The sequence below is a fragment of the Paenibacillus oenotherae genome (assembly GCF_019443105.1).
In the GTDB taxonomy this organism is placed as follows: Bacteria; Bacillota; Bacilli; order Paenibacillales; family Paenibacillaceae; genus Paenibacillus_Z; species Paenibacillus_Z oenotherae.
This window is the reverse complement of sequence record NZ_JAHZIJ010000007.1, coordinates 55,165-81,039: the sequence shown is the minus strand read 5'-3', so window position 1 is coordinate 81,039 and position 25,875 is coordinate 55,165. Positions and strand designations below refer to the sequence as shown.

Annotated in this window: 20 protein-coding genes; 9 read left to right on the top strand and 11 right to left on the bottom strand. The window is 51.8% G+C overall.

Features of this window, described 5'->3' with window-relative positions; genetic code table 11:
• Positions 1-188: 188 nt before the first annotated feature.
• Positions 189-1,403: an MFS transporter gene (locus tag K0T92_RS12085; RefSeq protein ID WP_219872730.1), complete on the bottom strand. Its 1,215-nt coding sequence runs from the start codon at positions 1,401-1,403 to the stop codon at positions 189-191.
• 304 nt (positions 1,404-1,707) lie between these two features.
• Between K0T92_RS12085 and K0T92_RS12080 the strand changes: the two genes are divergently transcribed.
• From K0T92_RS12080 to K0T92_RS12070, 3 genes are all read left to right on the top strand, one after another.
• Complete coding sequence (locus K0T92_RS12080; RefSeq protein WP_219872729.1) at positions 1,708-2,175, top strand: SRPBCC family protein; 468 nt, start codon at positions 1,708-1,710, stop codon at positions 2,173-2,175.
• 87 nt (positions 2,176-2,262) lie between these two features.
• Entirely contained in the window at positions 2,263-2,559 is a 297-nt protein-coding gene (locus K0T92_RS12075) for a hypothetical protein (protein ID WP_219872728.1), read from the top strand.
• A 104-nt stretch (positions 2,560-2,663) separates the two neighbouring features.
• Entirely contained in the window at positions 2,664-3,428 is a 765-nt protein-coding gene (locus K0T92_RS12070) for a class I SAM-dependent methyltransferase (RefSeq protein ID WP_219872727.1), read from the top strand.
• 36 nt (positions 3,429-3,464) lie between these two features.
• On the opposite strand, the gene K0T92_RS25500 is transcribed toward K0T92_RS12070, so the two are convergent.
• The 3 genes from K0T92_RS25500 to K0T92_RS12055 form a co-directional block, all read right to left on the bottom strand.
• Complete coding sequence (locus tag K0T92_RS25500) at positions 3,465-4,166, bottom strand: TrkA C-terminal domain-containing protein (RefSeq protein WP_219872726.1); 702 nt, start codon at positions 4,164-4,166, stop codon at positions 3,465-3,467.
• 231 nt (positions 4,167-4,397) lie between these two features.
• The gene (locus K0T92_RS12060) at positions 4,398-5,870 is read right to left on the bottom strand and encodes a methyl-accepting chemotaxis protein (RefSeq protein ID WP_219872725.1); all 1,473 of its coding nucleotides are present in this window, start codon (positions 5,868-5,870) and stop codon (positions 4,398-4,400) included.
• Positions 5,871-6,330: 460 nt separating this feature from the next.
• A complete protein-coding gene (locus K0T92_RS12055) occupies positions 6,331-7,365 on the bottom strand; it encodes an NAD(P)/FAD-dependent oxidoreductase (protein ID WP_219872856.1) in 1,035 nt (344 codons plus the stop codon).
• A 269-nt stretch (positions 7,366-7,634) separates the two neighbouring features.
• Here K0T92_RS12055 and K0T92_RS12050 point away from each other — a divergent pair, with 269 nt between their 5' ends.
• Entirely contained in the window at positions 7,635-10,697 is a 3,063-nt protein-coding gene (locus K0T92_RS12050) for a hybrid sensor histidine kinase/response regulator (protein ID WP_219872724.1), read from the top strand.
• Positions 10,698-10,737: 40 nt separating this feature from the next.
• Positions 10,738-11,610, top strand: a complete 873-nt coding sequence (locus tag K0T92_RS12045; RefSeq protein WP_219872723.1) for an aminoglycoside 6-adenylyltransferase — start codon at positions 10,738-10,740, stop codon at positions 11,608-11,610.
• A 144-nt stretch (positions 11,611-11,754) separates the two neighbouring features.
• Here K0T92_RS12045 and K0T92_RS12040 read toward each other — a convergent pair whose 3' ends face one another.
• The 3 genes from K0T92_RS12040 to K0T92_RS12030 form a co-directional block, all read right to left on the bottom strand.
• The gene (locus K0T92_RS12040) at positions 11,755-12,162 is read right to left on the bottom strand and encodes a VOC family protein (RefSeq protein ID WP_219872855.1); all 408 of its coding nucleotides are present in this window, start codon (positions 12,160-12,162) and stop codon (positions 11,755-11,757) included.
• Between the two features lie 127 nt (positions 12,163-12,289).
• On the bottom strand, positions 12,290-13,132 hold the full coding sequence (locus K0T92_RS12035) for an aldo/keto reductase (protein ID WP_219872722.1): 843 nt from the start codon (positions 13,130-13,132) through the stop codon (positions 12,290-12,292).
• Complete coding sequence (locus tag K0T92_RS12030; RefSeq protein ID WP_219872721.1) at positions 13,129-14,355, bottom strand: MFS transporter; 1,227 nt, start codon at positions 14,353-14,355, stop codon at positions 13,129-13,131. Before K0T92_RS12030 ends, K0T92_RS12035 begins: the two co-directional genes overlap by 4 nt.
• Positions 14,356-14,515: 160 nt before the next feature.
• Between K0T92_RS12030 and K0T92_RS12025 the strand changes: the two genes are divergently transcribed.
• Positions 14,516-14,908, top strand: coding sequence for a winged helix-turn-helix transcriptional regulator (locus K0T92_RS12025; RefSeq protein WP_219872720.1), 393 nt, complete (start codon positions 14,516-14,518; stop codon positions 14,906-14,908).
• Between the two features lie 63 nt (positions 14,909-14,971).
• Here the strand turns inward: K0T92_RS12025 and K0T92_RS12020 are convergent, their stop codons facing one another.
• Complete coding sequence (locus K0T92_RS12020; protein ID WP_219872719.1) at positions 14,972-15,328, bottom strand: DUF1304 domain-containing protein; 357 nt, start codon at positions 15,326-15,328, stop codon at positions 14,972-14,974.
• A gap of 221 nt (positions 15,329-15,549) precedes the next feature.
• Between K0T92_RS12020 and K0T92_RS12015 the strand changes: the two genes are divergently transcribed.
• On the top strand, positions 15,550-18,660 hold the full coding sequence (locus tag K0T92_RS12015) for a hybrid sensor histidine kinase/response regulator (protein WP_219872718.1): 3,111 nt from the start codon (positions 15,550-15,552) through the stop codon (positions 18,658-18,660).
• Positions 18,661-18,905: 245 nt separating this feature from the next.
• Here K0T92_RS12015 and K0T92_RS12010 read toward each other — a convergent pair whose 3' ends face one another.
• From K0T92_RS12010 to K0T92_RS12000, 3 genes are all read right to left on the bottom strand, one after another.
• Positions 18,906-19,808, bottom strand: coding sequence for an MBL fold metallo-hydrolase (locus K0T92_RS12010; RefSeq protein ID WP_219872717.1), 903 nt, complete (start codon positions 19,806-19,808; stop codon positions 18,906-18,908).
• 186 nt (positions 19,809-19,994) lie between these two features.
• Entirely contained in the window at positions 19,995-20,906 is a 912-nt protein-coding gene (locus tag K0T92_RS12005) for a helix-turn-helix transcriptional regulator (protein WP_219872716.1), read from the bottom strand.
• A 112-nt stretch (positions 20,907-21,018) separates the two neighbouring features.
• Positions 21,019-22,923, bottom strand: coding sequence for a stalk domain-containing protein (locus K0T92_RS12000; RefSeq protein ID WP_219872715.1), 1,905 nt, complete (start codon positions 22,921-22,923; stop codon positions 21,019-21,021).
• 151 nt (positions 22,924-23,074) lie between these two features.
• On the opposite strand from K0T92_RS12000, the gene K0T92_RS11995 reads away from it, so the two are divergent.
• Complete coding sequence (locus K0T92_RS11995) at positions 23,075-24,739, top strand: helix-turn-helix domain-containing protein (RefSeq protein WP_219872714.1); 1,665 nt, start codon at positions 23,075-23,077, stop codon at positions 24,737-24,739.
• A 108-nt stretch (positions 24,740-24,847) separates the two neighbouring features.
• Positions 24,848-25,861: an ABC transporter substrate-binding protein gene (locus K0T92_RS11990; protein ID WP_219872713.1), complete on the top strand. Its 1,014-nt coding sequence runs from the start codon at positions 24,848-24,850 to the stop codon at positions 25,859-25,861.
• Positions 25,862-25,875: the final 14 nt, after the last annotated feature.

Below are 25,875 nucleotides of genomic sequence, written 5' to 3'. Positions count from 1 at the left end.
AGGTGAAATACCTGCACGCTGGCAGGCATTTCACCTTCATGGGCCCGGAAACGAAAAAATGAATGCCGTTTCGCATGTTTTACCTAACTCGCAGCTCGTTTGCCACTTTTCCGTACCGCGAATGTCTCCCGGCGGCATTGGAATGACGGATCGTCCTCTGGCGAGGAGCACCTTAGGTGCTTTAATTGTTAAGAGCTGGTCTCGTTTATCTGGAGCCGCTTAAATTGCACGAGTATGAACACCGCGGTCAGTACAGTGACAATTCCCGACCAGAAGAACCACACTTGAACACCGTATTTATCTACGATTGGCCCTGCCAGCAGCAATCCGATTGGCGAGGCGAGCAGCATGACACTGGTAACGAGCGAAATAACGCGTCCCAGCATCGCCGGCTCGTATGCTCTCTGAATCATCGCCATATACGGTCCGTTGAAGAAAGGGGCTGCCGCTCCCATGAGGAACGACAGAATGACGAATACAAGGAAGGCTTCCTTGCCGATTACGCCACTAGCTATGCAGGTTAAGCCCATAATGACGAGACTCAAGCAAATGTACGTCGTATCCTTCCACTTCGAGGCCGCGACCGCCAGTAATAGACCGCCAATAATCATTCCGATGCTGAATACCGCCTCCACAATACTTGCGCTGTAGCCTCCGCGTTCAAAATGAGACAGCGTCATAAAAGGGAACAGCGTCGCAAGCGGCATAAACGCAATGCTGAATATTGCCGTAGCAATCGTGATGATGACAATTGCTTTCACCTTCACGAAGGCTTGCCAACCCAGCTTGAACTCGCTTAGGAAATGAGGCGCTTGCTGCGTGTCCGGCTTCGGCTGATGAATCGTTATGAACAGGAGCATGAGGTTGGCTATTAAAGCGCCGGCCACATCCAGAAACAGTACAACGCCCAGGGAAGTAGCAGAATAGACTGCAATGCCAAGCGCCGGTCCGATTACAGTGGAGAATGAGAAGACCATCTGCTGCCAGCCCGCCACCCGGGTCAGCTGATCCTCGGGAGCTAGAAGCGGAATTGCCGCTTGAAATGCCGGTGCATGGAAAGCAGATGCGGCAGAGCGCACCATTAATATGAGATAGACGAATCCCAGGCTGGGATCACCCAGATAGAAGTACAGGCCTAACAGGAGACTGAAAAAGGCAATCGCGCTATCGGCTATAATCATCGTTAGCTTGCGGTTCCACCGATCCAGCCAAACCCCGATGAAAGGCCCAAGAACAGCCTGGGGCAAAAAACCGGCAAGCCCGGCTATCGTCAACACGACGGCTGACTGTGTTGTTTCCGTCAGATGCCAAATAATCGAGAATTGAACCATAGAGGTCGTTAATATCGAGAAGATCTGTCCGGTAAATATGATTGCGAATGCTTTTTTCCAATGAGTTTGCATGGATATTCCCCTTTTTTGGAAGGTGATGATTATCGACCAGTGAATCTGCTGGTATTCCTGCGCTCCGCACAATGTAAAAAATGCAGTCCAAATAAACTCCAGCCATATTGCCTTAAAAATGGTTGAGTTATGTTGCCCGCCTCTCACATTACCTTAAACGCATGAAATGGATACCCAAGGAAGACACCTCCAAAAAAAGCTAATGCTAGTGTAACAACTAACGATTCAAAATTCAAACCCAAACGTACCTGCCATTGATGCTATGATAGATTAAAAAGCTTGTATAATTGAAAGGAGCAGATCCATGACAACCCTAAGCCAAATACCAGTTGCAAAGGCAGAAATGCTGATTAGAAGACCGGTTGATGAGGTGTTCGAGGCTTTTATCGATCCTGCGATTACAACAAAATTCTGGTTTACCAGAAGCAGCGGGAAATTAGAAGCCGGAGAGCATGTCCGGTGGGATTGGGAAATGTATGGCGTTTCTGATGAAGTCTATGTACAAGAAATCGAGCCCAACAGGCGAATTGTGATCATATCGTCAGACAGCACCCGGGTGGAATGGGTATTTACGCCCCGGACGGATGGAGAAACCTTTGTCGCGATTACCAACTCGGGCTTCACAGGAGATGGAGACGATATCGTCAATGGAGCCATGGATGCAATGGGGGGATACACGATGGTGCTCTGCGGCCTAAAGGCGCTTCTTGAGCATAACATCATCTTGAATCTTGTAGCGGACAAGGCTCCCGACGCCCACGTTGAGGGATAGTTTATTCACAATGAGAGACATCTGACGCCTTAATTTGGTGCAATAAGGTAATTCGTAATTGGCCTTGGTGCAGAAAGAGGAGTGGTTATGGATCGGGATGAGCAAATCGCATTTATTGTAACGGAATTGGAGCAATTGGACAATAAGAACCGGACGAGGCTGGAGGATGCATGCAAAGTTCATTGTGGTCATACCGGCAGCTTATCGGAGACGAACCTTCATGAATGGCGGGATGAGCATCTGAACATCTTGTACAGCATCATGCAGGGAGTGCGCATGACCCGCGAATACGTGCCTGATATGGCAGGTGCTTATGCGAATGTCGATTCGATGCAAAGCCGCGTCAGTTTTGGACAGGTGTTTGGGAAGAGGGATCCCGACTAGGAAGTGAGATGTTACTGTAAAGCAATCCTCACTGGATAGGAACATAGGGCAGGGGACTGTAGACATCGGTGATTAACAACGCCAAGAGCGCAGAAGGAGAACATATGGCATTGAATAGCGGGTCTTACGAAGGAATTATTGCGGATACTTATGATATATGGTTCTCGGGGGACAGCTTTGAGGATACAGATTTTTACGAGAAAATGCTGACAGAGGTGCCTGGAAGGGCATTGGAGATCGGCTGCGGTACAGGGAGACTGCTGCTGCCTTATTTGCAGAAGGGGCTCGATGTTGAAGGGGTCGATCCTTCATCGGAAATGCTGGATCTATGCCGGGATAAGGGGAGGCAGAGAGGCGTAGCTCCCGTATTATATGAGCAGTATATGCAGGATCTGAATCTGCCTGGCACATACAAGACTATTTTTATCCCGTTAGCCTCGTTCATGCTGGTCATTGACAGGGAAGAAGCCATAAGAGCGCTTGAGCTTATGTACAACCACCTCGAAGAAGGAGGACAAGTTATTATTCCGCTGTTCATACCGAGAGAGCAGTTATCCAGCCCCAGGAAGGAGTGGACTGTTCGCCGGGTAGGCCAGCGGAATGACGGTGCTGAGATCGTATTGAACCAAGCATCGGACATCGCCTTCAATGAACAGGTACAGACCAATTGGAACCGCTATGAGATCTATAAGGACGGTTTAATGCTGGAATCCGCATTTACAACATCCAAATTACGGTGGTACTACAAGCATGAGTTCAAGATGATGCTCGAACATATTGGATTCACCGATGTGGCCATATACGGTAATTACAGCTGCAGTACTGTAACAGATGACCAGTCGTTTATGATTTTTCGGGCGAGAAAATAAGAGTCGGCGCCGCCTGCATCGCACCTGGAGGGCTGATCATGTCCTCCCGCCACCCCTGGTCATGATTGCGGGGGCCTGATCCTCCATCTCCTCAGCAAAGAAAGCGTCAAACTCTTTCTTGTCTCCGTACAGGTAAAGTACGTCTCCGGCTTCCAGCGCGGTTTCGTACTTTTTCTTGCGCACATTGATCGTGCCGCGTTTGATGAATAGAAGATTCAGGTCGGCATCCGAGGGAAGGATGTCTCGCATTCTCTGTCCGATATAGGAGCAATCCGGGCCCACCGGCAATTCCACAAAATAATCAGATTCCTCCAACAGCAGGACATCCTTAATGGGCAGCTCGTGTACTTCGAACTTCCGTTCCAGGGAACGATTGAACTTGGAGGATAGAAAGGCTGTCGCCATGGGTGTGCGTACCAGAACGAGTATGGCAATTAGTGCGCCTGCGGCTGCGGCCAAGTAGGATGACTGAAATCCCGGAGCGAGAATATTCGCAATGGCGGACACAATGACCGCGAAGGAGAAGAGCCCGAAGAGGATGAGAAACATGCCGATCCGGCGGCGGATGGGATGGTCGCTAATAAGCTCCGACTCCATGGTCGTAAAGCCTGTGCTTGTGAGAAGCGATACTACCTGGAACCGCGAGATATCCTTGTTGAGTCCGGTAGCCCGCATGAGGACGGCAGCAATCTCCACAACGGCAAAGACAATGACCATGTAGATAATGATAAACCCCACGTACTGCCACCCCCCTGGTTAGATTCCATTACATCTGTTTACCCCAAAATAGGATGGTTCAACAGCCAGGACAATGGAGGCTGAAAGCTTGGCAATAAAATGAGTCTCTACGAAACCTTCATAGCGAAATTGCATTAACATGCCTTTGAGGCTTGTAGTGGAGGAGCCTGCTTCGGCAAGGCTCCTCTTTGTTGTGTCATTTTGTCATACTAGCGGCAGGACAGGCTGCCATTACGTATTGCTGTTGTTTTGCGCCAGAACGTTCAACTGAACGATTAATCCATCCAGATCATTGAAGCTATTGACGATCATATCGACCATTTGCCTTTGTTCTTCCATGCTCGCGAGTATTTGTTCCACAGAGGCGCTTGATTGCTCGGTGACACTGGATATCGTGGAAACCTCATCAACAATAATATTGGATGCTTGACGAAGCAATACGGTCGTATCTCCTACCTCAACCGCTTGCCGCACGACATCCTGGGTGTTGCTGCCGATCTGCTCAAGCAGTTCCTTCGAGCGAATAACCGAGAGCCTGCTGCTATCAATGGCTGTTTTGTTCTCGATAACTTGCTTGGTGAGCGAGTCGCACGTATTCTCGATATCGGTCACAATTGCCCGGATTTCTTCTACAGCGGATCTGGAGTTCTCGGCTAATTTGCGGACCTCATTCGAGACAACGGCAAATCCGCGTCCCTGTTCTCCGGCTCTAGCTGCTTCAATCGCCGCATTAAGGGCCAGCAAATTAGTCTGAGCAGCAATATCCGTTACCGTAGTAAGCATGCCCGTAATTTGTCGGCTTTGCCGATTCAATTGGTCCATGGATTGAACCAGAGTCTCCATGTTTCCATCCACCTGAATAATTTGCTCGGTCAGCTGCACGACCTGGTCTCGTCCTTGCTCGGTATAATCGGCGGTATGTATCGAGAGCTGCTTCATAATACTTGCGCTGTCCGCAACGATTGCGATATTTTGTCCCGTGTGGGAAACAGAGTCACTGATGTCAGAGACGCTGGCAGCCTGTGCCTCTACACCTTTGGCAACCTCTCCAAAGCCGATTGTCACTTCCTTCGTCAAAGAACTGGTTGTCTCCACGCTGTTCCTCAGCTTCAGACTATAGCTGGCAAGAATCTCTGAGGATTCCCGGATTTGCTGCAATAATCGCTTGTTCTGTTCCCCGGCCTCCTTGGCCTCGTCCGTTCGCTGCTCGGCTTGGACTAACAGCTTTTGGTTCAATCTCGCCACAACAATAGCACAGCCATACACCAAAAGCACAATAATCTCCGTGGAAATAATCTCCGTCAGGCGATTCGGGTCAGGGGAAACGGCGTTCCCCATAGCGAGCTGAATGTTGACAAGTACCATGGCGGCTACGCCATTGATCAGTGTTATCTTGTAATCAGGATACATCAGCAGCAGAACCATCCCAATCATCAGGGTAGTGAAAAATGCTCCGTCCGCTGTATTGGACCCACCAATTGAAATGCTGACCACCATTAACATAAACGGCATTACTTTAATAAGCTTCTGTTTCTTGTTAGCCATATGTATGACTACACTGATCACTGTCACTCCTGCCAAAACAATGGCATCCCGGATAGTGAATTTCATCATTAGGCTCACACTGCATGCTGCTACGATGAACCAAAAGATGATGCCGACCAAACGGTTTCTTTGTAAAAATATCTCTTCCATTCTGCTCATACTTTCAGCTCCTAATAGGTAGTAAAATATATATCGACAAATTTCTGCTATATTTAAGATTTTCAATAATTGTAAATTATAAAATGTGATAATAAGATCATCGAAACCAGTAAATACCATTTAACAAAAAGGAGTGCCCAAGCAACACGCTGATAGACGAAAAAAAGCCCGCCGTCACCAAAAGGTGCAGCGCGCCATAAGAATCTGTCCTGGAGGGGGAGTCAATACGAATTAATGAGGAGACTGAATCCAGTAATGGAATGGAGGTGAGATGGTATGCTAATGGCATTCACAAAGGAGCAGGGAACCACTGCCCCTTGATGATGAGATTGTACTCCTCAGTAAGTTGACGGCAGCACCCGATATTAATGCAGGAACAGCACCCTTTGCAATGCTGTTCTGCTGGATCCGTGTCGGAGTCACGTCACATCCCGTCTTGTAAGCAGGAAATTCCGTGGCTCTATTCGTGAACGCCCAGCGCCTTGTTCTTCTCCTTGAAGCGTTCATTGTGCGAGGAGACATAAGCCACCTTAGGGGCTTCAGGGTCTGTATACAGCTTAGCGCTGTTAAGCGCCAGCACCGCATCCGTGAACGCTCCGGCGATGAGATTCACCTTGCTGTCATAGAAGGCGAAATCACCCGCTGCGAAGACTCCCGGCAGGTTTGTCTCCAGCTTAGGGCTGACGAACACATTCCATTCATCCATATTCAGGCCCCATTCCTTAATCCCGCTGAAATCGGCCTTCAGCCCATGGTTGACAATAACCGCATCCACGGCAAGTTGCTCGACCTCGCCTGTCTCAATATGGCTGATCGTCACCCGCTCAATCGTCTCCCCATTGCTGCTGTACAGCTGGGTGACTTCATAAGGAGTCCGCACTTTGACCGAGGAGGCCTGCATCCGTACAATATTTTTCTCGTGTCCCCCGAACTGGTCGCGACGGTGTACGACCGTGACTTCGCTCGCGATGGGCTCCAGCTCATTGGCCCAGTCTACTGCTGAATTGCCGCCTCCGGAGATCAGCACGCGCTTCCCGCGGAAGGGCTCCAGCTCCTGCACCGTATAGTGCAGGTTGGATACCTCGTAGCGCTCAGCGCCCTCCAGCTCCAGCTTCGCCATTCTCAGAATGCCGCGGCCAATCGCCAGAATAACCGTACGTGTCCAATGCCGCTCGCCAGCTGCGGATTCTAGTATATAGGTACCATCCTCCTGTTTCTCAAGCCCCGTAATTTGCTGTCCGAACACAAGAGCAGGATCAAAGGTCTTCGCCTGCTGCACGAGCTGTGTGATCAGCTTCTCGCACAGAATCGGCGTGACACCGCCGACATCCCAAATCATTTTCTCCGGATAAATCAGCATGCGCCCTCCGAGCTCATCCTTGGCCTCAATCAGCTTCGTCTTCAAATCACGCATCCCGCTATAGAAAGCGGTGTACATCCCCGCAGGGCCGCCGCCAATAATCGTTACATCATATAATTCGAGCTGCTCAGTCACCATGTTCCCCCCCATAAATGCCTGTCCTGTCATGTGATTGATTCTCATTCTCAATGGTATCCGATCTAATTGTAGCCTGCTATCCGATATTGGGCAATGGACAAAAGCCACGGTTTATTTGGACAGAATCGAATGGAAGTGAGGATTGCAGCCTGGCAAGAAGTATCCCTCCCCCGTGTACAAAAAACGTCTCCCGTCTCTCCATTTGCTGCTGTCGGGCAGTAAAGGGTAGGAAGGTATCTCAGCATTTTTGTCGAAAAAATATAGCTATGACAACAAAAAGAAAAATATTCCTGATAGCAGGCTTGTTCTTTCTTGCGCTTACAGGTCTGCGCCTGCTCTGGGTACTCCTTCCCGTCACGTCTGATTCCCCTCAAGCTATTCAGGGGAAGCTGGATTTGAGGGGCTGGGACTTCTCCAAGGACAGAACGATCTCATTGAACGGTCAATGGGAATTCTATCCGCATGTGCTGCTGAATAAGAATACGGACATTGGCCTCTCTTCCGATAGGGATCGAGAGCTTCTTGAGGTTCCCGGAAGCTGGAATGACGTTATGCCTGGCAAGGGAGCCTCCACATTCGGCTATGGCTCCTATCGGTTGCGCATTCTGGTTCAGCCGGATAAGGAACAGATCTACGGCATCCGGGTTCCCGTCATTCCCACCTCTTCGGAGTTGTACGTGAATGGACGGTTAATAGCCCATGCCGGCGAACCGGAGTCAGATGCGGAGCGCTATACGGCCAGGAAAATTCCGTATACGGCTTCCTTCGCGACAGAGCTCAGCGAGATTGAGATCGTCATTCAGGTGGCGAACTTCGATGACACTCTTATGGGCGGCATCAACTGGCCGATTCAATTCGGAAGTGACCATGCCGCTCAGAAAGCGGCAAGCTTCTCTAACGGAATGCAGTTGTCCATATGCCTTATTCTGCTGATGCATGCTGTATATGCTGGCATTCTATTCCTCATGGGCGTGCGCCAGAAGGGACTGCTCTATTTCGCCCTATTGATTATTTCCGGTATTGTTGCCATTCTAATTGATGACAGTTCTCTGCTCTTGATCTGGCTGCCGATCAGCTATGATATGACGCTCAGAATCTATTACCTGGCCTACCTTGGAAATGCTGTATTTCTGCTGCAGTTCGTCAAGCATCTGATACCGGAGTATTTTGCCATCAGAGGGCTCAGGGCATACATAGCCGCGTGTACGGTCTATGCGATAGCGGCGCTCTTCCTGCCGATCAGATGGCTGTCGTACGCCGATCTCCTGCATACGCTCATCCTCATTATTCCATTCCTGATCGTTCCCGTCAGAGCCTTCAAGGCTGCTGTCAGCGGCAATAAGGATAGCATCTATATTCTGCTCGGGCTGACCGCCATTACTACGAATATCGTCTGGGGCCTCATCAAAAATACGGGTTGGCAGGAAATGGAGTACTACCCTTTTGACATGCTTGCTGCCTCTATTGCTTTTGCGTCGTACTGGTTTATGCACTATATCCGCAGCTCGGCCCAGACAGCGGAGCTTGCCGAGCAATTGCTGAAGGAAGACAAGCGGAAGGATCAATTTCTAGTGAACACCTCCCATGAGCTGCGCAATCCACTGCACGGCATTCTTAATATTGCCCAGACCGTCATCAGCAGCGGAGGCAAATATGGCGAGGATAAGAATAAGGAGAATATGAAGCTGCTCATTGCGGTAGGAAAGCGGATGTCTTTCCTGCTGAATGATCTGCTTGATCTTACTCGGCTGAAGGAGGATCGCATTCGTCTGCGGGCAGCCGATATCCGGGTGCAGGCTCTCGCCTCAGGGGTAATCGACATGCTTCAATTTCTGACGGCAGGCAAGCCGATCCGGCTGGTCAATCGTATCCCGGCTGAATTCCCGCATGTTCGTGCGGATGAGAACCGGGTTATTCAGATCTTGTTCAACCTCCTGCACAACGCAGTGAAATTTACGAATGAAGGTTCAATTACAGTGGAAGCACACACTGAGGGAGACCAAGCGGTCATTGTTATTTCGGATACCGGGATCGGAATGGACGAGAAGACGCAGCGAAGCATATTCGAGCCCTATGAGCAAGGCGGTATGGAGGAGGCGGCCCATGCAGGCGGACTCGGGCTCGGCCTTAGTATATGCAAGCAGCTGGTGGATCTGCATGGCGGTACGCTTGCCGTGAGCTCGATTCCCGGCAGCGGCTCCGCGTTTACCTTTACGCTTCCTCTATCCCCTGCAACAACGGAACACCATGATGCCGCAAGTCCCGCTTTTGTACCCGTCGTGCTTGATGAGGCTGCGGCAGCTGCGTCTGTCGCCAGCGCTGAACCGGAGACGCTCCTCACACCGGATCGGCCGCAAATACTGGCTGTTGATGATGACCCGATTAACCTGAGCATATTGGAGGGGGTTCTCTCTTCGGACAGCTGCGACATTGTTACGGCTACGAGCGGGCAAGCGGCGTTGTCCCTGCTGGCGGCCAGAGAATGGGATTTGGTCATTTCGGATGTGATGATGCCTCATATGTCCGGCTACCAACTGGCCCGCATCATTCGCGAGCGGTTCTCCATTTCGGAGCTCCCGATCCTGCTTCTTACAGCACGCAGCAGGCCTGAGGACATAGAAGCGGGCTTTCTGGCGGGCGCGAACGATTATGTGACGAAACCGGTCGATGCGCTGGAGCTGAAGTCGCGGGTTCGGGCATTAACGGCCAGCAAGCGGTCATTCCGTGAACGGCTGCGTATGGAGGGAGCGCTGCTCCAGGCGCAGATTCAGCCGCATTTCTTATTCAACACATTGAATTCGGTAGCCGCATTAAGTGAATTGGATACGACCAGAATGAACGAACTGCTTGAAGTGTTCGGCAATTATTTGCGGGCAAGCTTCAATCCCCATAACCTGGATCGGCTTGTGCCCTTGAAGCATGAGCTTGATCTTGTACGCTCTTATCTGTATATCGAGAAGGAACGATTCGATGACAGGCTTCAGATTGATTGGGAGGTCGATGAAAGGATTCAGCTGAAGATACCGCCGCTTTCCATTCAGCCGCTTGTAGAGAATGCGGTGCGGCATGGAGTCTTGAAACGCATTCAAGGCGGCACAGTTCGTATTCGAATTTCCGAATATGCGGAATATGCGGAAGTAGCGATTGAGGACGATGGCGTGGGAATGGATGAGCCTAAGTCGCGGCAGCTGCTGGACAGCAGTGTCGACACAGAGGGAATCGGTCTGCGGAATACGGATCGACGGCTGAAGCAGCTGTATGGTCAGGGACTTCAGATACACAGCACTCCCGGTAAGGGGACTGCGATTACTTTCAGAGTGCAAAAATGACGGCCGAACCTGTCATGATCCGATTGCGAGGTAATTAATAATGCGCAGTGAAGATGAAATGATGCATCTTATCCTGAACACGGCCAATAACGACGAGAGGATACGTGCTGCCGTCATGAACGGGTCGCGTGTCAATCCTTGCGTCAAGAAGGATATTTTTCAAGACTATGACATTGTATATTTTGTGCGGGACATGAGCTCCTTTACCAGTGATCACAGCTGGGTAGACAGATTCGGCGAGAGAATCATGATGCAGATGCCAGAGGCGAAGGTGCTGCCGGCGCCGGATGGCCGCGGACATTTTATTTATCTCATGCAGTTCACGGACGGGAATCGCATGGATCTTACCCTGATTCCTGTGGAGAAGAAGGACGAACTGATGAAGCCCGATAGCCTGAGCGTGGTGCTGGCTGATAAAGACGGCTTGTTAGGCGTGCTGCCTCCCGCAACCGATAGGGATTACCATATTGGAATACCCTCGGAGCAGCAATTCCAGGATATTTGCAATGAATTTTGGTGGATCAGCATGAATATTAGCAAAGGTCTGTGGCGCGAAGAGCTGACCTATGCGATGTTCATGTACGAGCAGGTGAACCGGAACGCGCTTATACAAATGATGGAATGGCATATCGGAATCAGGACGGACTTTGCCCTGAGTGCGGGCAAGTTCGGAAAGCATATGAAGGATTACCTCGGTCAAGACGAGTGGGATCAATTTCTGGCTACCTATCCGGCTGCGGATTATGAGCGGATATGGGACTCGCTCTTCCTAATGTGTGATCTGTTCCGGAGAATAGCTCTCTATGTCGCTGATCATTTTCAGTATGAATACTCCTTTGAGGATGATAAGCGGGTCAGAGCCCATCTGAGTCATGTACGAAGGTTGCCTAAGGATGCTCGGGAAATTTACTAATAGAGGGACGGATAGCTTTGATCATGAGGGGAAGGCTGTTCGTGAGCAATCATCGCCTATGGCAAAAGAAATTCCCCGCACAACAGGATCGTCCATCTCTGGAGCAATGCATCCTTAGTGCGGGGAATCGGGTGGATCAAAATTTCACTCTGTCTCCGACTCTGTCGTGATCATCCATAATACGCCGTATTTGTCTTCGATCTGGCCGAACAGGGATCCCCAGAATTCCTGGGTCAGCGGATGCTTTACTGTCCCGCCCTCCGCAAGCTTGTCGAAGGCCTCATGGGCTTCGGCTTCTGTTGCGAACTCGAGACATTGATGAATGGCGTTCCCTTGGTTAAGCGGATGGAAGGAATCGCACATGTAGAAAGCAACCCCTCCGGCGATCAGACTCAAGTGCAGCGCCTTATCCTTGATCTCTTCATTGGCCGCCCCATCCGGCAGCTGGCCATAGGTCATTACGGACTGGATCTCCCCGCCAAGCGCCTGGACATAAAATTCAGCCTGTTCGATTGCATTCTCCGACATGATGTACGAAACGTGCTTTGCCATCATTCATCTTCCTTTCACTGCTGGGGATATTGTCATCCTGAGTATAGCAGCTCGCCCAGGCCGGAGTTTCTTACGGATTGCTCATTTGTACGATGCGCAAGCTCAAGCTCGGGGCCCTTTGCCGTTATTAGAAATCAAAGTTGTCGGGATCGGGACCGACCCGCAGATTCTGATTCAGGCCATCAATTCGGGCGATCTCTTCGCTCGTCAGCTCAAAATCGAACACATCCGCGTTCTCGCTGATCCGATGCTCTTTGGTAGATTTGGGAATCGTAATGACCCCATGCTGCAGATCCCAGCGCAGAATGATCTGAGCGATTGATTTGCTATGCTTGGCTGCAATCTCCTGCAGGAGCGGCTCGTCCAGCAGCTGGCCCTGCATAAGCGGAGACCATGCTTCCAGCTGGATATCCTGCTCCTTGCAGTATGCACGCAGCTCCTGCTGAGTCAGGCGGGGATGGAATTCAACCTGGTTCACGACGGGCTTTACCTTGGCATCCTGCATTAAGTCTTCGAGATGGTGAATCTGGAAGTTGCTCACCCCGATGGATTTCACCTTGCCGTCCGCATAGAGCTTCTCCAATGCGCGCCATGCCTCTTTATACTTGCCTTTGACCGGCCAATGAATGAGATATAGATCCAGATAGTCTAAACCGAGCTTCTGCAAGCTTGCTTCGTAAGCGGCGAGCGTGGACTCGTAGCCAAGCTCCGAGTTCCATACCTTGGATGTGATGAAGAGCTGTTCTCTGGCAAGCCCTGTTTCTTGGAGCGCTTCGCGTATTCCTTGTCCGACACCTTGCTCATTGCCATAGATAGCTGCCGTATCAATGCTGCGATAGCCCTGCTTGATCGCTGTCTTCACAGCGTTCACCAGCTCTGCGCCTTCCTCTACCTTGAAGACACCGAGTCCCAGCCATGGCATTGCCATGCCGTTGTTCAGCTTTACTGTAGATTGAAGATGATTCGTCATGATTGATAAGCCTCCTGAATTGATTTAGTAGTCGTTCCGGCAGTCTCTTCTTTATTGTCCAGCGCCCGGCTCCAGCCGGTCAACAATACGGCTCCGAGAACCATCAATGCGCCGATCCAAGGGGTATGAATGAGCCCGATTGAATCTGCGATCATGCCGCCCAGGTAAGCGCCAATGGCGATGCCGCCGTTGAAGGCGGCAATGTTGAGCGCAGAGGCGACATCCACCGATTGGGGCGTATAACGCTCTGCAAGCGTAACGACATATACCTGCAGTCCGGGTACATTCATGAATGCGAACAAGCCCATAATAAGGATTGTAACGAGACCGGCTATTTTATACGGGGCGGTGAACGTCAAGAGCAGCAGTACGACCGACTGTATCGCAAACATATAGAATAATGCGGCGATAGGCTTGCGGTTAGCGGCTTTTCCGCCGATTGTGTTGCCGATCGCAATCGCGATGCCATAGAAGAGCAGGATAGCAGCTATCGTCTTCTCCGGGAACCCGGTTATATCATGAAGCAGCGGAGATAAATAAGTAAAAACGACGAAGGTTCCTCCATACCCCAGAGCGGTTATGGCGAATGCCAGCAGCAGCCGCCCATTCGCAATGACTTTAAGCTGGTTGCGAACGGTAGTGGAAGCCCCCTTGCGCAATCCGGCCGGGACAAGCACTCCGTTGGCAATAAGCGCGACAATCCCGATGGCTGCGATGGCAATAAAAGCAGTGCGCCAGCCTAGATGTTGACCAACCAGCGTGCCAATCGGCACTCCCGTTACGGTCGCTATGGTCAGGCCGGAGAACATGATCGCGATTGCGCTGGCTCTACGGTTCTCCGGCACGAGATCGGCTGCCAGTGTCGAGCCGATCGACATGAATATGCCGTGGGCGAACGAGGAGATGACACGGGCAGCGAGCAGCAGGCCAATCCCGTTCGCTGCGGCGGCAAGGCCATTGCCAATGATGAATACGGCCATAATTCCGAGCAGCAGCGTTTTGCGGGGCACTTTGGCGGTAACCGAGGTCAGAATAGGGGCGCCGAGCATGACTCCAAGCGCGTACAAGGTGACCGTCAAGCCCGCAGTCGTAACCGATATGTGCAAGTCCTCAGCAATGAGGGGAAGCAATCCTACGCTGATGAACTCCGTTGTCCCAATAGCGAAGGCGCTTATGGCTAAAGCTAATAGCGCCAGCGTACTTCTTTTTTTATCTAATCCCATTTGCTTTCCTCCTCCAGTATGGAATCTCCGGCCGGCAAATGTTATTATAGGCTCCAATAACCGCAACGAACAGTACGTACTTTGAAGTAACGTAGGCACTAAAAAGTACCTAATATTGCAGTACGCAGCAAGGAATGGCATTCGGAAGGAGCAGACAGCAATGAAAAAGAAGTACAATATTTCGGTGGAAGCAACCTTGGAGGTCATCGGCGGCAAATGGAAATGCGTCATTCTATGCCACCTCATGCACGGCAAAAAACGAACGAGTGATCTGAAACGTATTATGCCCGGAATTACCCAGAAAATGTTGACCCAGCAGCTGAGGGAATTGGAGAAGGACGGCATCGTCAACCGGATTGTCTATAATCAGGTTCCGCCAAAGGTTGAATACCAGCTCAGCGAGTATGGAGACAGTCTGCGACTCATCCTGAATTCCCTATGTACGTGGGGAGATAATCATATAATTAAAGAATATGGCTCGAAAAGCGCCGTCTTGGAAGATAATAGTCTTAACAATCTGGCTGAGGAGGATGCTGCTGTCATACAGTCCTGACACAACCGCTCAGGAAGGATCATGTTGTGTATGGCCGGCTCCATTCCAGTAGAAGGCAGCTTGCTAGGTGAGCAGCAGCAATAACAACGCCGCTAATGCAGGCAGTCCTTGTATAATGAGAATGGATCTCTTCGCCGATAAGCCCCCGTATATCGCGGCTGCGAGTACGCAGCAGAGGAAGAATAACTGAATCTGATCTCCTGTGCCATCGTTAGGATGAAGGAGTCCCCAGACAAGCCCTGCGGCCAGGAATCCGTTGTAAAGCCCTTGATTGGCAGCGAGAGACCGGGTTTGCTCGGCGAACAGCTTATCCGTGCCAAAAGCGCGCATAGCTCGCGGCGAAGTCCATAGAAACATCTCCAGCACCAGAATATACACATGCTCCAAAGCGACTATTGCGACAAACACATTGCTGATCATAATCTGCACCACTCCTCTATTATTATCGCAGTCAGCCATCTTTCAGGCTGCCGCATTAGAACAATTGCAGCGCAGGGCTGCGGCATGTATTCCATCTATTATACCCGTTCGTTTTCATTATATGGGTTGCCTGCCGCTGTTACAATTTCAATGTTCGATCTGCTAGCGGCTGTAAGGTCGGACAAGCATTACAACTCATAAAGCTAAGGGTGAGCGCATCGATGAACAAGCAGCGGCTGCTTCTTATTATAGGATTGACGCTTGCAGTTATACTGCCCGTGTATGCTGTTATTCAGACGATGCTGTCAATCGATCAGAAGCCACAGGTTAAGGGCGGCGTCATGAATTTGAGAGATTGGGACTTTGCTGCAGATGGGGCCGTCCGGTTGGAAGGGGAGTGGGAGTTCTACCGGAATCAGCTCCTGACACCGGAGGATTTCCGCAGCTCTGCAGAATTGCCCGATTCGCCGGAGCGAGCGCGCCTGGTTCACCTGCCGGGGGCTTGGAATCGGTATATTGCAGCGGATGGCCAGCCACAATCATTCGGCTATGCCACCTTCAGAATGGTTGTTCAAGTGGCGCATGATGCGGAGACCATCTACGGCATTCGGACGACGAATATCCGCATGGCCAACCAGACCTTCATCAATGGCCAGGCGGCCGGATCAAGCGGTGTGCCGGGGAAGAGTGCCCATGAAGGAGAGCAGAGCAATGTGCCGTATGTCGGCTTTGTCTCCACCTCCGGCGACCGGATTGAGATTATTGTGCAGGTCGCGAATTACAGCTACGACACCGGAGGCATTATTTATCCGCTGGTGTTCGGTGATCAATATGCGATTATGTCAGACCGCGAGACGGCGTTATTCGGCGATTACATAACGATTGCGGGTCTTCTGATCTTCGGCTGCTTTTTTTTCGTGCTCTACAGGCTTAGAACGCAGGAGCGGTCGCTGCTCTATCTGGCTTTATTCTGCTTCACAGCGCTTGTCTATACATTGACACATGGCGAGAAGCTGCTGGATGCTGTGATTGGGGGGATCGACTACGGCTTTATGATGAAGCTGCAGATGATTTCTTCTGTGCTGGTCTACTATAATCTGTTCCGTTATGTAGACATCTCTGTGCCTAATATTGCCGGGAAGATCTTTGCACGGTTCACCGATGCGCTGATGGTCTTGATGCTCGGTCTGGTTATATTCATGCCGGCCTTCATGGTATCCCGTTATTTGCTGCTGTTTGTCGGGAGTGCGCTCCCCTTCATCTGCTGCATGATGTACATCCTGGTTAAAGGTGTGCAGCGGCGGTCGCACGATGCGGTGTTCCTGCTGCTGAGCGTGCTCAGCATACTGATTATTATCGGCATCAATCTGATGAATGTGCTGGGCCTGCTGGAGAATCAGGTCATTGTTTCCTATGAGATGTTTGTCTTTGTCATCATTCAGGTGCTGATCGTATCCAGACGCTTCGCCCGATCGTTTCGCGAGGTGGAGCAGCTGTCCAAGCGTCTGCTGACGCTTGACGGACTGAAGGATGAGTTCATGGCCAATACGTCGCATGAGCTGCGTACACCGCTGCACGGTATCGTTAACATTGCAGAATCGCTGCTGGAAGGTGTGGCGGGCAAGCCGAATCCGGTTCAAGCGGAGCAGCTGACTATGATTGCAGCGACAGGGAAGAAGTTATCTTCCCTGATTAACGACATTCTGGATTTCTCGAAGCTTCGCAACGGAGAATTGCAGCTGCAGCGCGGCGCGGTCGATCTGCCTTCCGTCGCACAATCTGTGCTGGATGTCATCCAGTACTTGGCGATTCGCAAAGATATCCGGTTCACCCGGCATTGGCCGGATGATCTGCCGCCTCTCGATACGGATGAGGACAGGCTGCGGCAGATTCTGTACAATTTGCTTGGCAATGCGGTCAAGTTCACCCGTCAGGGGGAGATCCGGATCTCTGCCGAGATTGGCCGGGATCACGTGACCGTGTATGTGTCGGATACGGGCATAGGCATTGAAGCTGGCAGGTTCGTTGATATTTTCAAGGCCTTCGACGAATCCGGAGCAGCCGTGCATCCCGGATACAGCGGCACAGGCCTCGGCCTTAGTATTGCGAAGAAGCTGGTGGAGCTTAATGGGGGCTCGATCGGCGTACAATCCGAGGTCGGCATCGGATCGACATTCCGCTTCTCGCTTCCGATTGCACATACCGCGCCGCAGAAGAGCCGCAAGGAAGCGGCAGAACCGCCCGCTCTGCTGGAGGCTGCATCAGCGTCAGAGACGGCTGTCATCCCGCTGGAGCATCTCTCCGGAGCCTCGAATGGAAAAACGATTCTGATCGTGGATGACGATGCTGTTAATCTGCAGGTGCTGATTAATCTGCTTACGCTTGAGAGCTACTCCGTCATCGCTGTATCCAGCGGGGAGGCCGCTCTGGCGGAACTGGAGCGCTCCCCTCAGATTGATCTGGTTATCGCGGATTGGATGATGCCCGAGATGTCGGGACTGGAGCTCTGCGGGCATATCCGCACCAGGTACCTGCTGTCGGAGCTGCCCGTGCTCCTATTGACGGCAAGAAGCCTTGCGGAAGATGTGCAGGCGGCATTCAGCGCGGGGGCCAATGACTTTCTTAGTAAACCGGTGGATGGCGGCGTGCTTAGGGCGCGGGTTCGCACGCTGCTTGCTCTGCAGACATCGGTACAAGCCGCGATCCGATCAGAGATGGCATTCCTGCAAGCCCAGATCAAGCCGCATTTCCTTTTTAATGCGCTGAATACCATCATCGCTGTCTGTCCCGTTGATCCGGCCAAGGCAACCGGGCTTCTGCTGGAGCTCAGCTCTTACTTGCGAAGCAGCTTCAACTTCAATGATCTTCATCAGACTGTGCCGCTGGAGAAGGAACTAGGACTGGTGAAATCCTATATTGCGCTGGAGCAGGCCCGGTTCGGGTCTCGGCTGCGTATGGAGTATGAGTATGAGGGGGATGAGGATATTCAAGGGCTAGTCCCACCGCTCAGCATTCAGCCGATTGTCGAGAATGCGGTCAGGCACGGCATTATGCAGAGGGAGTCCGGAGGGACGATCCGGTTGATTATCCGCCACAGGAATGATACTGTCCACGTATCTGTTATCGATGATGGGGTGGGCATGAAGCCGGAGCAGGTCGAGTCGCTGCGGGCGATGGGCTCTGAGCAGACCGGGGACTGGACAAGCAGCATAGGGCTTCGCAATATTCATAAACGGCTGCAGCAGCTGTACGGCAGCGGATTGCAGTTCGAGAGTGTGTGGGGCGAGGGGACGAAGGTTTCTTTCGAAGCTTCTGGACGGGATGATGATTGAGTCTATGGACGCCCTCTTCTCCAAGTATTTGAAAGCAGAGTGACGGAGCAAGAAGCCTGCGAATGTGCATGAATGTCAGCTGCAATACGCCATAATGGTTAAATTCCTGCGATCATGCATGAATTTTGGGGAAAATCGTCCGATAAGGGGAAACGAAGGTAAAATACCTGCACTCTGGCAGGCATATCACCTTTATGGGGCCAGAAACGAGCAAATAAATGCCGTTTCGCATGTTTTTGCCTGAATTACTTCAGCAAGACATACTTTGAGGATTTCTGCTCATCGATCTCTTCTCTGGTAATCAGCAGGGCATTGCTTTCGCTGCGATCCTTCATTCCGAGCTCGCCCAGCACAAGGTCAACTGTCTCCGGTTCATAATGCTCCGGCATTATAATAGCGGGCTGCAACTGCTTCAGCACGTTGACCGTCTTGTCTGGCTTGAAGCCATACTGCCCCATGGCTGAGAATACGGAGATGGATATATCCAGTTTCCCTAATGCTTCAAGCTGCTCCTTCGTTAACTCGGTCTGCGCCATATCGCCGAAGTGGGCGATGCGGAGGCCGTCTACCTCGAACAGGTAGATCATATCGGTGGGAGCGGCCGGATCAAAGGTATCGCTATGCATCGCCGGAATTCCGGTGACCTTCACATCCTTGACGGTAAACGTTTCTGCAGTGTAGCGGGACACGCGTCCCTCAACCTCGTTCTTGAAGTACGGTGCAAGAAAAGCGGAATCCGAATGGTCAGGATGGCCGTGGCTAACCGTTATAATGTCCGCTTTAATCAGGCCGTTATCGGCTGGCACCTCATTCGGATCGGTTATAATGACAGTCCCTTTGGAGGACATGATTGCATACGTCGCATGATGCTGCGGCTCGGTATTCTTCGTCAGCAGCCTGATCTTCGTTTTGCCGGAATCATTATTGAGCGTCGTCGTGTCCAGCATGATGGCTTCTTCCGGCGGCGTCACCGACACGGGCGAGTTTGCCGCTTTGCTTGCCGTCTTCTCAGCATGCTGCTCCGTCACCGCAGTCTTCCCCGAGTTCCCTGTCTCTTGATTGCTCGCTCCTCCGCATCCGGCGACCCCTAACATGAAGGTGGCCGCGACGATCAGCAATCCAGCTTTTGCACCCGATATCCGATTCATATATTGAACAATCCCCCTCTATGTATCTTGACGAGTTAGATTGTACCCTGTCGGTAACAGGCTGGAACATGGCGAAATGAAAGTAATCGACTGCAAATCGACAATCGGGCTGGATAATCCGACCGGATAATCCTACAACCTTCAAACCCGGCTGCTTTATCCTGCCCCATCATGACACTAGATAGGTTAGCGGGACAGCAGCCAGCAGTGAAGTCCGCGATATTCTGCTGGCGTGCATCCGGCATGGTTGCGAAAGCTGCGGATAAAATGGGCGTCATCGTTCATGCCGACCATAAATACGATCTCATTGACAGGGAGCAGTGTATTGCGCAGCAGCGAGGCGGCAGATTGCATGCGGATGCCTCCCAGATAAGCCATCACCGATTGGCCAGTGGCTGCCCGGAAGCGGTTGTTCAGGGTTGTTTTATTCGTATGGAATTGCTTCGTCAGATCCTCCAGCATGATTTTGTGACGGTAATTGGTATGGAGGTAAGCAATTATGGGCCTCACACTCTCATCCAGCGCGGTTAGCGGAAGCTCGGGTGAAGCGCTCGTCTGCTTGTAGGTGCGGCTGATCAGAAATAACAGTTCTAATAGATAGGAGCGGCTGCGGCAGGGCCAAAATTCATCATTCTGATTCTCGAGTAAATCCGCCGTTGCTTCCAGCACCATCGATATATGACGTGTCATTACTGTGTCGATCGGAATGCAGCCGTAGAAAGTCGGGGTATGCTCGCGGAACGGAATCAAGCACCATAAGTCCTGCGAATCGCTCCCATGCAGCACTTCAGTATGGGACAGGTTATCGAAGGTGAAGCGGCTGTTAATAATGTCGGGTTGAAAATAAACCGATTTGGTCATAAGCTGCGCACAATTCGCGATATCTAGTGTGGATGTCTCATTCAGGCAATACACGGCAGGAGCGGTAAGCGGGTAGATCCGGCCGTTTACTTCGATGAGACCGGTTCCCTGCTCCACGAGCAGCAACCGATATCTGGAGCCGAACCCCAGACTGCCCTCACGCACTGTTCGCGGCTCGCACCGCATGACATGATGAAGGCCGGGGTAATGCAGACGGCCGGTAGTTGCCAGTTCCATATCCGAAATACAGCCTCCTTTATTGAAAGGTGTAGTTTTATAAGGCGGCTGCCGACACAAGGTCAGCAGCCGCCTGTTGAAGCCCGTTCCTCTAGAATTGTGTTTCCACGCGTCAATACAACTTCTGCATTTGGCCAGTTTCAATGAGATACTGCTCTACAAGCCGCAAAGCTGTATCCGTATCCACCGGACCGATACGCCAGTCGAAGTAAACATCGCCGAAGGTGCGGTGCAGATACTCGCTTGAATACTGGCTGCTGATCGCTGCAAACAATCGATGCAGCTCCCCTACCGTATTGGTCCATTTATTGCCGTATTCATCGGTCCACGTTATCTTCTTATTCAAGTCAATCTTGCGGATATCCTGGATGGTGACTTGCATGGATGCCGGCTTCTTGAAGGTAAAATAAATTCTTGCCGTCTTCTCGTAAGGATGGCCCTTTAATATTTTCATCCCGGCCATTTCCCCGGTTGCCGGTACGGCATACAAGGTAGAGACTGGCTTGGGAGCCGCTTTCGGCGGGGTCTTGACGATAAGCTGGCCTGCCCCGATGGATACGGTCATCTGCCCGTTGGCAGAGTCCCACTTCAATCCGGCTCCCAGTGCTGAAGCCAGCAGATTGGCAGCGAACAGAGTCTCTCCTTTCTCCTCGATCGGAGCGCCTTTCATCTCCACCGTCTTGCCGTTCACCTTGGCCTTTGCACTTCCCTTGGTTATGACGATGGAGGTGGGGCCAACCGCAATGCTGAAGGACTTGGAAGCACTTTGGTAGTTGACCGTGCCGCCCAATGCCTGAAAAACAGATTTCAGCGGCAGATAAGTAACGCCGTTGACCTGCTTCGCATTCGAAAGCGGATCCTTCAGACTGGATGCAATCTTCACCGATTGCTGCACCCCGTCCGCTTCAACCTTCATCGTGGCTTCTCCTACTCCGGCAGCTTTAATCGTGCCGTCCTCAAGCACCTTGATCAGATGCGGCTTGTCTATCGTTGCTTTGACCTGGCCCAGCGGCACGACCGCTTTGGTTCCGTCATTGTAATGAAGGGTCACAGACGCCTTGATGATCTCCGTTACTTTGGGCTTGCTGTTCGATACCGTTAAGGATATGCTCTGCAGCTGTGGAGCTGTCAGCACAGATATTGTGCCGCTATTGAATGAGACCCAGGTTCCGTCCGCCTGCCTGGCATAGAACTTCTTGGCCGTGCCGCCGACAATCTCCTGGATGCCGCTAATGCCCGTGATCTGGGACAAGGTGTAGACCGTATCGCTGGTCGTTCCATTGCTCCAGACACTGCCATCCTTCTTGGCTACCAGCAGTGTGCTCGAGCTTAGGGAGATATCCACCGCATCCTCGGCCAAGGTTTCCGGCTTGTAGATTAGCTTGGGGGCATTCTCGTCAAAGTGGAAATCTTCATACATCACAACCTTGCCATCCTTATAGAGGACAGCAATCTGTCTCTCATTGGCCTGAATCTTCCGGATGGATGCTGCATCCACTTGATCGCTGATTATACCGGGCTGGCTGTAAGAGGAGCGGTATTTCAGGATTTTGCCGGAATCGGAGACGGCCGCGAGGGAATCGGCGCGCTCATCCATTAACAGTGTTCCATTCAGGGATTCCACCTGCGTAATTCCATTATTAACCGTCCAGACCGTACCGTCAGCCAGCAGCCAATAATTAGAGCTTACCTGCTTGACATTGCTGACATTCTTAACACGAATATACGACTCTTCAAAATAATTATCCCAGACGACGAGGCCGCCGTCCTTGGTCATGCCATAGCCGCCCGTGCTGCCCCCTGCGATGGAGGCAAGGTTCAAATTCAGGTGCAAAGGCTGGTCCTCATAGGTGACCCATACCGACCCGTCCTCCAATAGAGGCGTTCCGTCAGGAAGGACACTGACAATCTTGGATGAAGCGGCGGAGGATGCTCCGAAGGCTGTGTCCGCTGTGTAAGGAAAGAACAGGCATCCGATCAGGCATAAAATGATAGCTGCGTGGGTTATTGTCCGCAAATGAATCCCTCTCTTTGGCAATAAATTAGGAATATTGTTCCATTATAGCTTAATTTGTCGGTTGGCAGGCAATTACATTTGCAAGAGGAACTGAATTTGTTAAAATCTAATTGAAAATAATTATCAATATCAATTAGAGGTGGCGGGAAGCATGACTTTACAATCCATTCCTCCTATACATAGAGAAGAGCAGAGACCGCTTGAGCTTGACCGCTTGACGGCCAGGTTATGCGATATCGAGATTGTAACGGGCAGCAGCGGCTTTCAGCTCGACCAGCAGCTGACCATTCCGCATGCGCTTATTGTTCTGCTCCATGGGGAAGGCGTTCTGACACGGGCTGACGGGGCCTGCAATATGTGTATGGATACGGTATACGTCTGCCCGCCGGAGAGTACGTTTGGAATGACGGGCGGTACAAGCGGGGAATTCTCCGCTGCGGTCATCCGCTTCCACTTGTATCAGGAATCCAGCAGAAGCAGGAAGCGGATGCAAGCCGTCAGACCGGAAGGGCTGCTGCCGGAGGGTGAGGGCATCTATATTGCCCCGGCAGGACGATTGCATGCACTTTGCCGGTCAATGAAAGAGCATAGCTGCAGCAGCGATGCGCTTGTGAGATGGCGGGCGCAATTGGACTGCCAGGAGCTGCTGTATGAGCTGCTGGCGGCAGCCCGCAGGCAGCCGGAGGACAATACGCGCCATTCGCTGGAGCGGGCGAAAGCTTATATGGAGGCGCATTCCGGTGAAGAGATCACCATAGACCGGCTGGCTGCCATTGCCGAGCTAAGCCCAAAATATTTTGTCGATCTGTTCAAGAAGACGTATGGCGTCAGTGCGCTTGATCATTTGACACACCTGCGGATCCATAAAGCGAAGCAGCTGATGCTGCGCTCCGATCTGCTTCTGCGCGAAATTGCCCATGAGGTCGGTTATGGAGATGAGTTCTACTTCAGCCGGAAGTTTAGAAAGGTGGTCGGCTTATCGCCGACGGCTTTCATCAAGAAGCGCCGCCACCGGATTGTTGTTTATGGATCAGCTTCGCTTATCGGGTATTTGCTGCCGTTGGGTGTAGTTCCATATGCGGCTCCGCTTCATCCCAAATGGTCGGGCTATTACTACGACCAGCTTGGGGCGGATATTCCCATCCATCTGGATGCTTACCGCCAGAATCACTACAAGGGATCCAATCTGGACAAGCTGGCGTCAGCGCAGCCGGAGCTGATTATTTGCCCGCCGGACTTGGATGAATGGGAGAAGGATCGGCTGGCTGACACGGCAGCGGAGATATATGAGATGCCAGGCGATGGCATGGGCTGGCGGAAGAAGCTGCTTGCAGTCGCCGCACTGCTGGGCGAAGAAGCCGAGGCGGAGCGCTGGATTGCAGCCTATGAGCGCAAGGCGGAGCTTGCCCGCGGCCATATCGGGCCTTTGGCTGGCCGGGATACGGTACTCACGCTGCGGCTGCTGAAGAATCAATTCTACGTGCACTGCAGCCTCAGCATGTCGGAGGTGCTGTATGACGGTCTGGGATTGCGTTCACCATTCGCGGATAAGGGGGCGCCCTTCGATCATCGGATCACGCTTGCGGAGCTGGATGCCATACGGGCCGATCACATTCTGCTGCTCATCTGCAAGGAGTCGGAGACGCTGGAAGGGTGGAGCAAGCTGCAGCAATCCCCGGAATGGCTGTCGCTGCAAGCGGTGCGGGAGAATAAGGTGCGGCTCATCACCTCCGAGCCTTGGCGCGAGTACTCGCCGATTGCGCTTGTGCGCATGCTCGATATTGCGCAGGAGCTCTTTTCCGGAAATCGTCCATAACTTTTCTGGATTTTGTCCATGGTCGGAAGGGGATGTATCGTCTATCATCAAGAATGATAGTCATTCTCAATTAGAGTGACAGCCATAGAAGGGGGATTTATTGTCATTATGAAGAAGTCAGCATTAAGTTTGGGTCTCATTGTAGTGTTAGCCATGGTATTGGCAGCTTGTGGAGGCGGCAATAACGAGCCTGCGCCGGCGTCGTCGAATAATAAGGCAGAGAATGCAGGAGCGGCGAACCAAAAGCCGTCAGAGGAGAAGGCCGACACATCGGCACAAGCAGCGAAACGCATTACTTATCTGGATCAGGAGTATGAGCTGCCAGCCAGCACAGAGCGGATCGTTATTACAGGCGCCGTTGAGGCGATGGAGGATTCCATCGTGCTGGATGTGAAGCCGGTCGGCGCGATTACGTTCTCGGGCGTCTTCCCGCCGATGTTCCAGGCGGTGACAGGCGAAGCAACATCAGTCGGCGAGAAGGCGGAGCCGAACTTCGAGACGATTCTGTCGCTGAAGCCGGATGTCATTCTGGCGTCCACGAAGTTCCCTGCGGAAGTCATCGAGCAATTGCAGAAGATCGCTCCCACAATTCCATACTCCCATATTGCAACGAACTGGGAGGCCAACCTCGCGCTGCTGGGCGAGCTGAGCGGCAAGCAGGAGCAGGCTGCTGAGGCAATCGCGAAGTACAAGTCGGATCTGGAGACGGCGAGAGCAGAGCTGGGCGATAAAATGAAGGATAAGAAGGTTATAGCGGCCCGGATCCGTCAAGGCGATATTTATCTCTATCCAGAGAAGGTATTCTTCAATCCGGTGCTGTATGGCGATCTGGGCATTAGCGTACCGGAAGAGGTTAAGGCAGCGAAAGCGCAGGAAGCGATATCGATTGAGAAGTTCGCGGAGATGAATCCGGATTACCTGTTCATCCAATTCTCGCCTGATGAGAACAAGGATACACCGGGGGCGCTGGAGGATCTCAAGAACAATCCCATTATGAAGAGCATCAAGGCATTCAAGAACGATGCGGCATTCGTCAATGTCGTCGATCCTTTGGCGCAGGGCGGTACGGCGTACAGCAAGATAGAATTTCTGAAGGCCGCGGTAAGCAGTCTGTCCAAATAGAAATAAATAAGGCG